Origin of the sequence: Halomicronema sp. CCY15110, from assembly GCF_016888165.1 — a bacterium.
In the GTDB taxonomy this organism is placed as follows: Bacteria; Cyanobacteriota; Cyanobacteriia; order Phormidesmidales; family Phormidesmidaceae; genus Halomicronema.
Genome location: NZ_JACSWC010000118.1, coordinates 1 through 14,365 on the forward strand (window position 1 = coordinate 1; position 14,365 = coordinate 14,365).

14 protein-coding genes are annotated in these 14,365 nt (G+C 56.3%); 8 read left to right on the forward strand and 6 right to left on the reverse strand.

The window, feature by feature from the left end:
- Positions 1-133 precede the first annotated feature (133 nt).
- A complete protein-coding gene (gene speG, locus JUK32_RS01770; RefSeq protein ID WP_204137134.1) occupies positions 134-673 on the forward strand; it encodes a spermidine N1-acetyltransferase in 540 nt (179 codons plus the stop codon).
- Between the two features lie 274 nt (positions 674-947).
- Here speG and JUK32_RS01775 read toward each other — a convergent pair whose 3' ends face one another.
- From JUK32_RS01775 to JUK32_RS01785, 3 genes are read right to left on the reverse strand one after another with little or no spacing between them, the layout of a single operon-like run.
- Complete coding sequence (locus JUK32_RS01775; RefSeq protein WP_204137135.1) at positions 948-1,406, reverse strand: EVE domain-containing protein; 459 nt, start codon at positions 1,404-1,406, stop codon at positions 948-950.
- A complete protein-coding gene (gene tsaE / locus JUK32_RS01780; RefSeq protein ID WP_204137136.1) occupies positions 1,381-1,872 on the reverse strand; it encodes a tRNA (adenosine(37)-N6)-threonylcarbamoyltransferase complex ATPase subunit type 1 TsaE in 492 nt (163 codons plus the stop codon). Before tsaE ends, JUK32_RS01775 begins: the two co-directional genes overlap by 26 nt.
- A gap of 4 nt (positions 1,873-1,876) precedes the next feature.
- Positions 1,877-2,098 carry a hypothetical protein gene (locus JUK32_RS01785; protein ID WP_204137137.1) on the reverse strand — a complete coding sequence of 74 codons (222 nt, stop codon included), beginning with the start codon at positions 2,096-2,098 and terminating at the stop codon, positions 1,877-1,879.
- Positions 2,099-2,126: 28 nt separating this feature from the next.
- On the opposite strand from JUK32_RS01785, the gene JUK32_RS01790 reads away from it, so the two are divergent.
- Positions 2,127-2,549: a peptide chain release factor 1 gene (locus tag JUK32_RS01790; protein ID WP_204137138.1), complete on the forward strand. Its 423-nt coding sequence runs from the start codon at positions 2,127-2,129 to the stop codon at positions 2,547-2,549.
- Here JUK32_RS01790 and JUK32_RS01795 read toward each other — a convergent pair.
- The 3 genes from JUK32_RS01795 to JUK32_RS01805 form a co-directional block, all read right to left on the reverse strand.
- Complete coding sequence (locus tag JUK32_RS01795) at positions 2,514-3,068, reverse strand: DUF3122 domain-containing protein (RefSeq protein ID WP_204137139.1); 555 nt, start codon at positions 3,066-3,068, stop codon at positions 2,514-2,516. The two genes, JUK32_RS01790 and JUK32_RS01795, sit on opposite strands and share 36 nt — an antisense overlap.
- A 19-nt stretch (positions 3,069-3,087) precedes the next feature.
- A complete protein-coding gene (locus JUK32_RS01800; protein WP_204137140.1) occupies positions 3,088-4,497 on the reverse strand; it encodes a tetratricopeptide repeat protein in 1,410 nt (469 codons plus the stop codon).
- A gap of 203 nt (positions 4,498-4,700) precedes the next feature.
- Positions 4,701-7,415 (reverse strand): cation-transporting P-type ATPase, encoded by a 2,715-nt coding sequence (locus tag JUK32_RS01805; RefSeq protein WP_375541546.1) that lies wholly within the window; start codon positions 7,413-7,415, stop codon positions 4,701-4,703.
- 457 nt (positions 7,416-7,872) lie between these two features.
- On the opposite strand from JUK32_RS01805, the gene JUK32_RS01810 reads away from it, so the two are divergent.
- The 6 genes from JUK32_RS01810 (at position 7,873) to JUK32_RS01835 (ending at position 14,045) form a co-directional block, all read left to right on the forward strand.
- Positions 7,873-9,024 (forward strand): GTP-binding protein, encoded by a 1,152-nt coding sequence (locus tag JUK32_RS01810; protein ID WP_204137141.1) that lies wholly within the window; start codon positions 7,873-7,875, stop codon positions 9,022-9,024.
- 427 nt (positions 9,025-9,451) lie between these two features.
- Positions 9,452-9,952 (forward strand): HIT family protein, encoded by a 501-nt coding sequence (locus tag JUK32_RS01815; RefSeq protein ID WP_204137142.1) that lies wholly within the window; start codon positions 9,452-9,454, stop codon positions 9,950-9,952.
- Positions 9,953-10,242: 290 nt separating this feature from the next.
- Complete coding sequence (locus tag JUK32_RS01820; RefSeq protein ID WP_204137143.1) at positions 10,243-11,007, forward strand: HAD family hydrolase; 765 nt, start codon at positions 10,243-10,245, stop codon at positions 11,005-11,007.
- A 372-nt stretch (positions 11,008-11,379) separates the two neighbouring features.
- The gene (locus JUK32_RS01825) at positions 11,380-12,354 is read left to right on the forward strand and encodes a ferritin-like domain-containing protein (RefSeq protein ID WP_204137144.1); all 975 of its coding nucleotides are present in this window, start codon (positions 11,380-11,382) and stop codon (positions 12,352-12,354) included.
- 68 nt (positions 12,355-12,422) lie between these two features.
- Positions 12,423-13,184, forward strand: coding sequence for an isoprenyl transferase (locus JUK32_RS01830; RefSeq protein ID WP_204137145.1), 762 nt, complete (start codon positions 12,423-12,425; stop codon positions 13,182-13,184).
- 69 nt (positions 13,185-13,253) lie between these two features.
- Complete coding sequence (locus tag JUK32_RS01835) at positions 13,254-14,045, forward strand: S-adenosyl-l-methionine hydroxide adenosyltransferase family protein (RefSeq protein WP_204137146.1); 792 nt, start codon at positions 13,254-13,256, stop codon at positions 14,043-14,045.
- Positions 14,046-14,365: the final 320 nt, after the last annotated feature.

Consider the following 14,365-nt stretch of genomic DNA (forward strand, 5'->3'; position numbering starts at 1 on the left):
CTGCCAAGCAATATCGCTGATTGAGCGGAGTCGAAATCAGCCACCAGGCTATCGTTTAATTAGGCCCAGCTACTTACTCCCAGCGATCGCTCTAGTTATTAACAATTTCTCAGGCTGTAAAGGATAAAAAACGATGACGGCAGATGTGAGACTGAGGGCTCTGGAAAAGGAAGATCTGCGCTTTATTCATCACTTAAATAATAACCGCAGCATCATGGCCTATTGGTTCGAAGAACCGTATGAATCCTTTGATGAACTTGAAGATCTTTACAACAAACATATCCATGACGATGCCGAGAGACGGTTTCTTGCCGTTAATTCAGAAAATGTCCAAATCGGTTTGGTAGAGCTCGTGGAAATCGACTACATCCACAGAAGTACAGAGTTTCAGGTCATTATCACCCCTGAGCATCAAGGCCACGGGTATGCCAGAAAACTCATCAAATTAGCTTTGGATTATGCATTCATGATTCTGAACTTGAATAAAGTCTATTTGGTCGTTGCAGAAGAAAATAAGAAAGCAGTTCATCTCTATAAAACATCAGGGTTTATAGAAGAAGGACACTTGGTAGAAGAGTTTTTTATTAACGGCAAATACTGCGATGCCATTCGTATGTATATCTTGCAAAGCCAGTATCTCGAATTTTTACGCCGACAGAGTGGCACTGCGTAGTTTTGATGCGACGATCGCGATCGCTCATATCCTCGCTGCCCGCGCCCCGCGTCAGGCAACTTAGTCAGCCCGGTCAACCGAGGTTTGCCATACCATTAATGCCAGGGCGGGTCATTAATTAATTCCAGCAGCCTGGTGCTACCAGCATTTCCACGCCCGCAACTGCTCAACCAGCTAGGGGCTGATACCCTGACCGGAAAAGCCTGTTACGGCTCAATGATGACAGCCCCTAGGGCCAAGCATCTGACTATACCCATCATGGCAAACCGCTCACTCAAGCCGATCGCCCCATCTCTAACAGCTTCTCCGCCACGGCCTCATCGACGGGCATCACCGAAAGCCGATTGCCGCGCTTCACCACCAGCAGTTCCTCCGGCGAGAAGGTAGCCTTCAGCGTATCGAGGGTGATTTGTTCAGCAAAGGTTTCGCCATAGCCGACTTTCACCGTGCGCCAGCGGGGTTCCTCCGGCTTCGATTTGGGGTCGTAATATTTGCTCGACTCGTCAAACTGGGTCGGGTCAACAATATCCGCCTCAATGATTTTCATCAGCCCCACGATGCCCGGCGGCTTGGTGTTGGAATGGTAGAAAAACGCTAGGTCGCCCACCTGCATGTCTCGCAAAAAGTTGCGGGCCTGATAGTTGCGCACGCCGTCCCAAATCTCGGTCGGGTCGTTTTCCAAATCAGCGATGCTGTAGACATCCGGTTCAGATTTCATCAGCCAATAGCGCATCGGTTGTGAGGGCCTCTAATAAGTGAGTTTGCCCAGAATTGCTGGGCGTGAGCGTAACCTGGCGTCCCGCAGGGGGAGCATGGGAGAGGGCAATTTTGAGGGGCTCCGGCGGCAAATAGTGCAGTCGCTCCGCCCACTCGATCGCGACTATCCCCGGCGGGTATTCTATCCCTTCCCAGTAACTTTCTAAAAACAGGCGATCGCTCTCGGCCCCCTCCAGCCGATACAAATCGACGTGATACAGCGGCAGCCGCCCACTGTCATATTCGTTGATTAGCGTAAATGTCGGGCTATCAATTTCATCAGGAATGGCGAGACCCTTACCTAACCCTTTGGTGAGAGTCGTTTTGCCCGCCCCCAAATCACCCGTCATCAACAATACCGTCCCCGCCGCTAACCGTTCTCCCAGCCATTGCCCCAGAGCAAAGGTGGCGCGATCGTTTGGCAGTAGCAAAGTTGTGGACATGTGCTTAGGCTTCTATATCGACGGGTAGTCGCAGGGCGGTGATCAGCGATAGGGTACCGCCAATCAGGCCCCAAATGAGCCAAAAGCTGAGATCGGCTCCTTTGCGCTGGGCGATTTGGGCGGCTACCAAGCCGATGAGGCAATGCAGCAACAGCATGACGACGACCGAGAGGGGCCAGCCGATCGCGGCCAGGTCAGGCAAATCCGTGAGATAGGATGAGGGCATTAATTTTGTGAGTATAAGCAGTTGGGCCATGAGAGATCCCCTTTGGCGCGTGAAGACACTGCCCTGGATTCCCCTAATTCAGAATGCCTTACTGACGGTCTTACTGGCGACGGCATTGGATATTGCCCTGATTTTTTTGCTGTCAGCGATGTTGACCGTCTGGTCGGAGGGGACTACGGCGCTCCTGCAAGGAGGGATTGTGGGATTGCTCCTGCAAGTGCTGGCGGCGGGCGGCATGGGCGTGCTGGCAGTGGAGTTGATGGAGCGCTTCTTTCGCTTTGTGAGATTAGACGCGGCTTCGCTGTGGGCCTTGGTGGGCTGTCTGGCGCTGGTGCTGTGGGTCAAGAGCTTGCTACCCATCCCCAGCTTATTGGTGGGCATGAGCTACGTGCAGTTGGTGGGGCTGATGCTAGGGCTATTTTCCCGAGGGCGTTCCCATTGGCGCTGGTGACTCGTTGCTGCGCTTGACCTGGAGCCACTCTTCCACGATGAAAGGCGCGATCGCCATCTCGGCGGGATCCGCCCCCACTAAAGGCAACTGCACTGCTAACGGGAGGGCTTGCTCCAGTTCGGCCAATAGAGGCGAGAGATCAAACTGCCCCACATTGGGCGGCAGGGCTTTCGCTTGGGGATCGACGATCCATGGCAGTTGCCGACTTTGCCCAGTGGGCGCAATCACCGTGGCCGGACGCTGGCGATCCACTTCCACCGCACCGGGAAAGCCCACCAATCGCAAATAGTAGCCTTGCAGGGTGGTGCCCTGGGTGCGTTTGAAGGCAATCACCTGCCAGGCCCGATCGCTCAAATCCCGCAGGCTGAGGCGCGATCGCACCGTGACCTGACCGGGCCGTTCGCGATAGACGTGGACGCTGGCCTGGGCCACCGGCATCGCCCCCAACCACAGGGTCAACACCAGGAGTCCCAAACTGAGCCAAAATCGCCATTGGGGGCGGATCCGTTGCCATGACATAGGATTGCAGCCAAACTTGTTAGAGCTGACGGAGATAAATCACCGTTTCACGATAACCGTCAGTTTGCCCCGTTTCCAAATAGCGATCGGCCGCTTGTTGCAAATCGGCGCGGGCTCCGGCGCGATCGCCTAAGCGCAGCCGCACCAGTCCCCGCTTGTACAGCACGTCGGGATCAACGTCGTCATCATCGGCAGAAATCACGAGAGAGTAATCATCAAACGCCCGTTGACTATCGCCGACCGAGTTGTAAACTTCCGCCCGGGCCGCATAGGCAGCGGTGTAATCGGGCGCGATGGCGATCGCTTGGTTGTAGTCAGACAGTGCCGCCGTCATGTTGCCATCCGCCAAATAGGCATCGCCCCGCAGTTTGTAGTTCACCGCACTATCAGGGGTGATCGCTAAAGCTCGGGTGTAGTCGGTAATCGCGTCCAGTTCACGGCCCCGCGCCAATTGCACATTGGCGCGTCCCGTCAGGGCTTCAGCGAGCTCTGGATCTTGGTCGAGCGCGCGCCCAAAGTCGGCGATCGCTGGCCTCTCTTGTCCCGCCCGCGCCAACAATAGCCCCCGGTTCAGGTAAGCGCGAGGGAAGATCGGCTGCAACGCGATCGCCTGATCCAAATCAGCAATGGCCAGCATCAAGCGATTTTGGGCGACATAGATAAAGCTGCGGTTGTAGTAGGCGTAGGGCAACTCTGGATTGATCTCAATAGCGCGGGACAGATCCGCTTCGGCTGCCGACAATTGGCCTTCGTGGTAGTAGGCAGCACCGCGACCAATCAGGGCAATAACGTTATCCCCTTCCTCGTCCAAAACGTAGGAGAAGTCCGCGATCGCCTCAAAATACATTTCCGCCTGGTCATAGGCAAAGCCTCGCAGCAGATAGGCCCGCAGATCGGTAGGGTCTTGGGTGATTGCTGCCGTGAAATCGCTAATCGCTTTTTGACTGTCACCCTCTTGCAGCGCCACAAGTCCGGCGTAGAGGCGAGCGCCCCCTAAAGTCGGATCCAGTGCCAAAGCCAGTTGGGCATCACTCAGCGCTTGTTGGGCGTTGCCCAGTTCGTAATTGATTTCTGCTCGCAGCAGGTAGGCCCGGCCGATTTGGGGATCGAGGGCGATCGCCCGATCAATATCGACGATGGCCGCCTCGGTTTCGTCTAAGGCTCGATACGCAGCCCCTCGATAGACATAAGCCTCGGCAAAGCTGGGGTTGATTTGAATGGCTTCAGTGAACGACACGATCGCCGCCGCATACTCCTCTGCCTCAAACTGCTCGATGCCTTGGTTGTAAAGGTCAATCGCCGATGGCCCTGTGACTTCCGGCGTAGCAGCCTCTGGTGCCGTAGGCTCTTGCGCTAAGGCATATGTAGGAAAGCCCCCAACAATCGTGGCGGTTCCCAGCAAGGCTATGGTCAATCGTGACAATCTCATCGTTCATCTCCTCCACTCAGCTAGCCAACCTGCAGCTGCGCCAATGGCGCTAATGATAGGTCAGCTTTTGCGACATGACATGGGTAAATGCGAATTCCTGCTCACTGACTGAAGGACGATGAGCGCGGCAGGCCGCAATCAGCTAAAAGCGGCTGGCTCAATGTTCAAGTCGAGTGGTGGCATTCTTACGTGTTACACCACACTTAATGGTAGCGATGCGATGACGGTTCATCCTCTACCTGCCGCGAATCAAGGCGATTCACGAGCATCGCAAAGGGCACCATGGGCAACATGGGCAACAAACAAATTAGCCACTGATTCCAGGTCAAGGGAGCGGTCTTGAAGAGGGTATTCATGAGTCCCCACTGACTAAAGACCACCTGTAATGCAATTGCCCCCAGAATGCCTGAAATCAGAATCGGCGCTTTGGGAATGACCGTCGATCGGCGACGGAGCGATTGCCAGAGGCTCAGGCCCAATTGGCTGATGCTGAGCAGGTAAATAATGCGGGCGGCCACCAAGGCTTGAATCGCCATCGTCCGAGCGATCGCCACATCGCCAGTGGTGGCTTTGGCCCATTCAAACATGCCGAAAATCAGGACCCAGTTGAAGAAGGAGACCGCCAGGATACGTCGCAATAGTCGTCTAGTGAGCAACGATTCTCTAGGATTGCGGGGCGGTTGCTGCATCAGGCCAGCGGACTTGGGCTCAAAGGCCAGAGGCACCGTCATGGTGAGAGAGTTGATCATGTTCAGCCACAGCACCTGTAGCGAGAGAATCGGCAAATCCCGCGCCAGCAAGGCACTAATGAGAATGGTCATCGATTCCCCACCATTGACCGGCAACAGAAAGGCGATCGCTTTCCGCAGGTTTTGGTAAACAGTGCGCCCCTCTTCCACCGCCGCTTCAATGGAAGCAAAGTTGTCGTCAGTGAGCAGCATATCGGCGGCTTCGCGGGCGACTTCGGTGCCATTTTGGCCCATGGCAATCCCAATATCCGCTTGTTTCAGGGCCGGAGCATCATTAACGCCGTCCCCCGTCATCGCCACGATGTTGCCTTTGATCTGCAAGGTTTCCACCAATCGCAGCTTCTGGGCCGGAGCCACGCGGGCAAACACATCCCCCTCGGTAACCGTTTGGGTCAGTTGGGCATCATCCATCGCCGCTAGCTGCTTGCCCTCAAAGGCAACCACCTGATCAGCTTGGTGAATGCCCATGCGGTGGGCGATCGCCTGGGCCGTGGCAATGTGGTCGCCCGTGATCATCTTCACCTGAATGCCCGCCGCCTGGCAGGCGTGGACAGCGGCGATCGCTTCCGGGCGGGGCGGGTCAATCATGCCCTGCAAACCCAAAAACACCAGGCCCGACTGAATGTCATCATGATCAATGGAGTGATGGCGATCGCCCACGGTCTTGCGGGCAAAAGCCAGAACCCGCAACCCTTTTGCGGTCATGGCAGCCACCGCTTGTTCGATCCCCGACGGATCTAGCGACTTTAACTGGCCCGACGTCGTCATCCTGCCAGAACAGCGCTGTAGCAATGCCTCTACGGATCCCTTGACATAAATCACCCGAGGGAGGGCATCGTGTAGAGTCGCCATGTACTGATATTCCGACTCAAAAGGGATGGAATCGAGCCGGGGCATGAGACTGGTCATGCCCGACTGATTGAGATCCGCCTTGGCGGCGGCGGCAATCAAAGCCCCTTCCGTCGGGTCGCCGACCACCGTCCAGTGGTCGCCCGATTGCTTGAGCTGGCTATCGTTGCACAGCACTCCCGCCACCAGGCATTCCCGCAGGGCATCCGGCAGGTGATCCGCCAGCGTCGCCACGTCATCGGGGATGTCATCTCCCAGATCAATCTCGCCCTTAGGGCTATAGCCGCTGCCGCTGACCCGATAGGTCTGCGCTCCGGCATAAACGGCCTGCACCGTCATCTGGTTTTCGGTCAGGGTGCCGGTTTTGTCAGAGCAAATGACGGTCGCGCTGCCCAGCGCCTCCACGGCAGGAAGTTTGCGGATGATGGCGTTGCGCCGGGCCATACGGTTGACCCCGATCGCCAGCGTAATGGTCACCACCGCTGGCAATCCTTCCGGAATCGCACTCACCGCTAGGGCTACCGCCGCTTCAAACATGTATTCCCAGGATTCGCCCTGCCCCAGACCGATGGCAAAGGTGAGGGTCGCCAGAGTCAAGATGCAGTAGAGCAGGGTGCGACTAAAGGCGGCAAACTTGCGAGTCAGTGGGGTCGTCAGATTCACCCGCTGCTCCATGGATTGGGAAATCTGGCCGACTTCGGTAGCCCCCGCCGTCGCGACCACCAGCCCCGTGCCCTGACCAAAGGTCACAAAGCTGCCCGCATAGGCCATATTCAGGCGTTCCGCTAGGGGCGTATCGACTGGCAGGGGCGCGATCGCTTTCTCCACCGGCACCGATTCCCCCGTCAGGGCCGACTCATCCACTTGCAGACTGCGAGATTTCAGCAGGCGCAAATCGGCGGGCACCTTATCCCCCGACGACAGCAGCACAATATCCCCCGGTACCAAATCTTGGGACTGCACCCGCAACATCTGCCCGCCTCGGAGCACCGTGGTTTCAGTAGTGACGGCTTTGGCCAGGGAGGCGATCGCCCCTTCCGCCTTGGCTTCCTGCACGTAGCCGATGATGGCGTTGATCACCGTTACCCCCCAAATCACCGCCGCATTGGTCCAAGATCCCAGCAATGCCTTGACCGCCCCCGCCACTAGCAAAATGTAGAGTAGCGGCTGGTTGAACTGCAGCAAAAATCTGAGCCAGGCAGGCTTGCCGGGTTTGACCGACAATTCGTTCCGCCCATAGGTTTCGTAGCGGTTAGCCACGTCTTCCGCCTTCAGCCCCGCTTCCAGATTGGTCTGAAAATGGGTCGCCAGGTCGTCCACGGAGGTGACGTGAAAGGGCTGAGATTTTTCTGTCAACAATATATTCACCTCCAGCGTCTGCCAGTAGACAGCCGAGACGGCTGTTCCAGCTTACTTACATCCTTAAATGCCTACGGCTCAACCGACTGCGATCGCTGGCAGGCCAAAGGCGCTATGACTTGATGCTAACGTCACGTCATTTGAACGGTAATAGAAGATACATATTGATCGCACTCGAAATCCCCATAGATATAGAGAAAACCTAGAGAATCGGTTGGATCGGCCTCCTAGCCTGCTTGTCTCCACCCACGCGCCAAAGAATGGCGAGGACAGGCGTCAAACCAACTCGTGATGTTCTGTGATGGGGAGTGAGTCCAGCATCCTGCATCAACTTTCGTTCACCCCAAATCATCCGATCACGATCGCCTGACAAAATGAACATTATGATGGGAGATGTCGCGAATTCTGGCAGTAGCTTATGACTTCAGTGGTTACATCTAATCCAGCTGCGGGTATGGAAGAAGCCAAGCATGGCATGCCCGTCACCATCATCACTGGCTTTCTGGGCAGTGGCAAAACCACCCTGCTCAACCACATTCTGAGCAATCAGGAAGGGCTGAAAACCGCCGTACTGGTGAATGAATTTGGCGAAATCGGCATCGACAATGACTTGCTGATCACCACCGACGACAGCGACGACACCATGGTCGAGCTGAGCAACGGCTGCATTTGCTGCACCATTAATAATGACCTGATGGATGCCGTTTACAAAGTGCTAGAGCGGCAAGACAAAATTGATTATTTGGTCGTCGAAACCACCGGCTTGGCCGACCCGCTACCCATCGCCCTCACGTTTTTGGGCACCGAACTGCGGGATCTCACTCGGCTCGATTCCATCATTACGGTTGTTGATGCGGAAAACTACAGCTTGGATCTCTTCAATAGCCAAGCCGCGTACAACCAAATTGCCTACGGTGACATTCTGCTGCTGAATAAAGCGGATCTCGTAGATGAAGCCGACCTCGATTTACTCGAAGTCAAAATTCGGGATATTAAAGAAGGCGCGCGGATTATGCGCACCACCCGCTCAGAAGTGCCGCTACCGTTGATTTTGAGCGTCGGACTATTCGAGTCTGACCAGTATTTTGGACAAGACGCCGAGCCAGCCCACGACCACGATCATGCACATCACGACCATGACCATCACGAGCATGAGCACCATGACCACAGCAATTGCGACCACGATCATGGTCATTGCGAGCACGACCACGAGCATGAGCATGAGCACGCGCATCACCACTCCGATCACTTAGCGATTGATGGGTTCACGTCCCTCTCGTTCGAAAGCGATCGCCCCTTCGCCATTCGCAAGTTCCAGCATTTCCTCGACAATCAACTGCCCGAAAATATCTTCCGCGCTAAAGGCATCCTGTGGTTTGAGGAAAGTCCTAAACGGCACATTTTTCACCTCAGTGGCAAGCGGTTTTCCCTGGATGACGACCAGTGGAAAGGTGAGCCCAAAAACCAGCTCGTGCTGATTGGCCAAAACCTGGATCACGCCGCCCTCCGTGAACAGCTCAATAGCTGCCTGTGCCTCCCCTCCAGCAATCGGGGCAAAGGCTTTGGTTAACCTTGCTTCCAGCGCGCTGGAAACACTGCCAGTCAAGCGCCGCTAGTTTGACCAGTCTGTTGCTGTCAGTGCGCTCCGATATCGTCTCTTCCGGACGGGGGTGCCTAGCGACAGAGATCGTCGGATTGCGGTTGATACCAGAAACCACGATGATCGCCCAGCTACCCCAAGCGATGCAGCTGCCAGTCCCGGCACTTCAGGGTGATCGGAGAAGGCTCAAGGGGCACCGTTGCGACCATTGCGCAAGGCAAAGAGTAAGCCAACTCAACCGGCCCAACCGTCACCGTATGGGGACTCTGACTTGTGCACTGTGACCAACACTTTGTAACAGTCCTTGTGCAGCCTGCGGCTCTTTCCGACACAGCCCGTAAGATAGCTTCGTCATGCGCCCTGTGGACTTGCTCCCGTTCTCATCTAGCCCCTTGAGATGAATCATTCTCACTCCCCCGCCCCCGCCCCCGTTGCCAACTGCTTGGCCTGCCAGATTGTCAATGGCAGTCGCACGGTGCCGGGGGGCATCATTGCCGAAAACGCCTGGTGGGTGGCGGACCACTGTATTGGCAATCACGGAGCCGGGGCGATCGTCATCAAGACCCGTGCCCATCGCGAGAATTTTTGGGAGCTTTCCCCCAACGAGGCGGCTTCTCTGGGGCCGTTCTTACAGCAAATGACTCAGGCCATGCAAATGGCCCTCGGAGCCGAGCGGATCTACATTAATTCTTGGGTGGATCAACCGCCGTACCACATCCACTTTGTGCTGCAACCCCGCTTCGCAGGCAAAACTGAATTAGGGCTGCAAGGGTTGGAGCTACAGATTTTTCGATCACTTCAAAATCCCCCCGACCCGCAAACCGTCACTGATATTGCCGATAAAATTCGCACCGCCTACGCAGCGATCGTGCAGCAGCGTTCGATCACCCCTCGTTAAACCTCGCCCCTGGTGGGGAAATCGTGACCTGAGGCGGCAGTGGTTACCGGCGAATCCACAACAGCGGCGGTTTCTCTGACTGATCCCCATCCAATGGCTTCAGTGAAATCCACTAAAACTTATTCCTGACCCATAAGCAATAAGCCCAGCCTATATGAAACCTGCTAATCACGTCCCTTTTTTGAGAATGGGGCTGCTAGAGTGTAGGGAATTAGCAATGTTTTTTAATCTTTCTTAAGGTTTGACTCATGCAGCATGTTGCGCCCCGGTCTGCATCATCACGCTCTTCGATGGCAGACACTGCTCTCAGATTGCCGGCGGGAAGTACATTGTTCTGTGACTTTGACGGGCCAATTGCCGACGTCTCCGACCGCTACTACCACACCTACTGTTTGGCGCTCAAAGCGACTCAAGCTGCCTACGCTCGGCGACATATAGCGCTGCCAGTTCGACGGCTGACCAAAGATCAGTTTTGGTTTATGAAGCAAAATCGGGTGCCCGATACCACCATTGCCGACTGGTCAGGCTTGTCGGGTCAGCAAATCGACAACTTTTTGGGTCGCATTGCCCCCTTGGTCAATCAGCCAGCGCTTTTATATCAAGACCAGTTACAGCCAGGAGTACGAGCTGCCTTGGCTGGCCTCCGCGATCGCAATATCAGAATTGTGATTGTCACTTTACGGCAGGCATCACAAGTTTTGGATTTCTTACATCAGTATGACCTGGCCACGATGGTCAGCCAGATCTACGGCTCAGATGACGCTGAGACCGCCTATGCCAACCGGACAGAGCATAAAATTGCTCACCTCCGAGCCGCAATCGCCGAGCAAAACCGCCTGGGTTTTGACACCCGCCATAGTCTGATGGTGGGCGACACGGAAGCTGATATTAACGCCGGACAAGCCTTTGACTTGCCAACGCTAGCCTTAACCTGCGGCATTCGCAGTGAGTCATACCTTCAAGAGTTTTCTCCCACTGAGGTCTGCTGTGACTTAATTAGCGCTGTGACGTATCTGACCCAGACCAGTCAGCGTTATCAAACTGCAACTCACTAGTGGTTTGTCAGCTCATTACTCTCGCATCAGCTCATTGCTCCTGCGAGTGAGACGACTTAATTCTTCGACAGCGCACAAGATTAAATTTGGCGAACTATTCCGCCACTTAACAGTGATCGGGCAATCAGAGCACCCTATTGATGAGGGGGGAGCCATACCAAATTCGGATCACATACCCCCGATTTCCCAAAAAGCAAACCGTAGGGGCGAATGGTATTCGCCTTGAGCCATCGGGCAAGCCAGAAGGATTGGGTATCAGACGTTTTCCGACGTTTGAGAGGAGGCGATCGCAGGCGGCACCAGACTTTGACCGACTGACGACAGCGGGGGCGGTGGATAAGTTGGGGGAGACACCACCCATGGGGAACCGCCATGACTTACGTCCTCACCAAGACGGCCAGCAATATGGATCTAGCGGGGGAATTTGTCCCTCAGATGAGCGGGTTACACACCTTACAGCGAGTGCGGCGACTGCGGCAGCGCTATGTTACCGAAGCCGTCTTGCACGATCGCTTAGCCGATTTGCCCCGACAGCTAACGCAGCCCACCTTACGGCCTTGGGGCGCGATCGCTTGGGGCGATGTTTCCCCCGACCAACTCATTGGCATTGACCGCGCCACCTTTTGCGCCACGCTGCTCGGCACCATCAATACCGAAGCGCCGATTCGCGGCTATACCCAGAGCAGCCGTCAATATCTGGAGCAACTGTATCCGGCCATGGCGCGATTTGTCGGCGGTCGGGTAGATGAATCCGGCAACCTGGTGGAAATTGGTCTTTGGGAGCGGGAGGAGAAACGCCACACGCCAGCGTTGGCAAAGCTTTACACAATGCTCAGTGGAGAGAAACCCAACATCGTGCCCCATGCGGCGCGGCCCTACCAACCAGCCGATGATCCCCACGAAAACCTGTATCGTCACGGGCTCCACCGGGTAGCGACGGAATATGGGGCGGCCTGTTTATACATTTGGATGATGGCCCACTCGACCGGAGCCTTGCAGGCGGTGCTAGCCGAGTTACTGATTGACGAAATTAATCACATGACCAAGTTTTGGGGCTTTGGCCTGTGGGCCTATCCCGACTCTTCGCTGCTGAAAATTGGGCAAACCCTGGGGCAGGCCATGGTGCAGAAACTCAGCGATCGCACCACCCAAGGCAGTTTGCCGCATACCCTGCGCCGCATGATGCACGAACTCGCTTGGCAGCAGTGGTCGCCGACCCAGCGCTTGGCCCTGCTCTATACCTTTGACCAGGTGATCAAAGCGCTGTGGGCCTGGAACCGCACGCTGACGCCAGCCAATTTAGACGCTCTGTTGGGTGAATCTCACGCCACCGCTAGCGCCAATTAGCCATCCAGGATCACGCTATTGACCGACTCACCTGCCCGCATTATTTGAATACTGGTGGTTCATCATTTATGACTGTTGCGACTATGAAAACCTTGCCCATAGATCTTGACCGCGATCGCTTGCCCCGCCATGTCGCCTGCATCATGGACGGCAATGGCCGCTGGGCCAAAGCACGCAATTTACCCCGCATTGCGGGCCATCGCCAGGGCGCTCGCATGCTCAAGGACTTGGTGCGCTGTTGCCAAGACTGGGGCATTCCCACCCTGACGGTGTATGCCTTTTCCACCGAAAACTGGCAGCGCCCCCTGCAAGAAGTGGAGTTTCTCATGCGTTTGTTTGAGCGGCTCTTGCGGAAAGAATTGGCGGAAATGCACCGGGAAGGGGTACGGCTCCAGTTCCTCGGCGATTTGTCCGCCCTGCCAGACACGCTACAAGCCGCCATGGGCCGCGCCTGCGAAACGACCGCCCACAACCGAGGCGTCACCTTTAACGTCGCGGTGAACTACGGCAGCCGTCTTGAAATCACCCGTGCTTGTCAGGCCCTCGCCGCCCAGGTGCAGCAGGGCCGCTTGCAGCCCGCAGATATTGACGAAACCGCCATCAGCCGACAACTCTACACCCTCGATGACCCCGATCCCGATCTCCTGATTCGCACCAGCGGTGAGCAACGGTTGAGCAACTATCTGCTCTGGCAGTTGGCCTACACCGAACTGTATTTCACCGATCGCTACTGGCCCGATTTTGACCGGGCGGCATTCCACGAGGCGCTGTTGGCCTATCAACAGCGCGATCGCCGCTTTGGCAAAGTTCCCGCCGCCATCAGCGCCTAACGCGTGTTGCTGCACCAGCGGCCAAGATCTGGGATGCTGAGGGCGGAAGCCACCCGGAGAGACTGAGGCATGCCGCCGCCCATTACCTTACTGACCGATTTTGGTGATCGTGATGGCTACGTCGGCGTAATGAAGGGCATCATTGCGGGCATTTGTCCCGCTGGGCCAGTCATCGACCTGAGCCACAACATTCCGCCCCAAAATCTGGCCGCCGCCCGGTTTACGTTGTTGAATGCCGCTCCCTATTTCCCGGCCGGGACGGTGCATGTGGTGGTGGTGGATCCGGGGGTTGGTACGGCCCGCCGCGCGATCGCCCTCCAGTTGCCCCAGGGCTATTTAGTCGGGCCGGATAATGGGGTGCTGAGCGGCGTCTTTGACCGTGTCTCCCCGGCAGATATCAAAGCCGTTGAATTGACTGAGCCCAAATACTGGCGATCGCCCCAGCCCAGCCCAACTTTCCACGGGCGGGATATTTTTGCCCCCGTGGCGGCCCATCTCGCGGCGGGGGTCGCACTGACCGCCCTAGGCGACAGTCTAGATCCACAGACATTGACGCGCATTGCCATTCCCCCAGCCGAAATCACGACCGAGCAGATCATTGGCTCGATTCAACATAGTGATCACTTCGGCAACCTGATTACCACGATTCCTGCCGCCGCGATCGCCGATCAAACGTGGGTGATGCAGGTCGGCGCGGTGGAAATTCCCGTGGGGAAAGCCTATGGCGAGGTGGAACTCGGCCATGCGATCGCCCTAGTCGGTAGCCACGGCTGGGTCGAGATTGCGGTTAACAGCAGCAGCGCCCAAGCCCGACTGCGACTCGTCATCGGCGATGAGGTACGGCTCATGGCCACGACATAAACCGCAAAATTGGCGACCGACTCACCCGCTCGGGTCGCCAGCCGCGATCGCGGCGCTTCTCAAGAGGCGTATGTGTTTAGCGGTCTAGTGAGATCCCCCGCTGTCGCCGCCCCCTTACCATGGGGGCGCTGAATATCTCGGCTCGAAGTCCCCCTTTTTCAGGGCATTCACATACTTGATGCACCACGCTGCGTACCCTCACCCTAAATCCCTCGCCCATTTTGGGAGAGGGACTTTTCCGGCCCCCCTTCTCCCAGTTTTGGGCTACTAAGTACACATAAATCCCTCCTGGGCTAGTGACCATCCCTGAAAGATGGCCT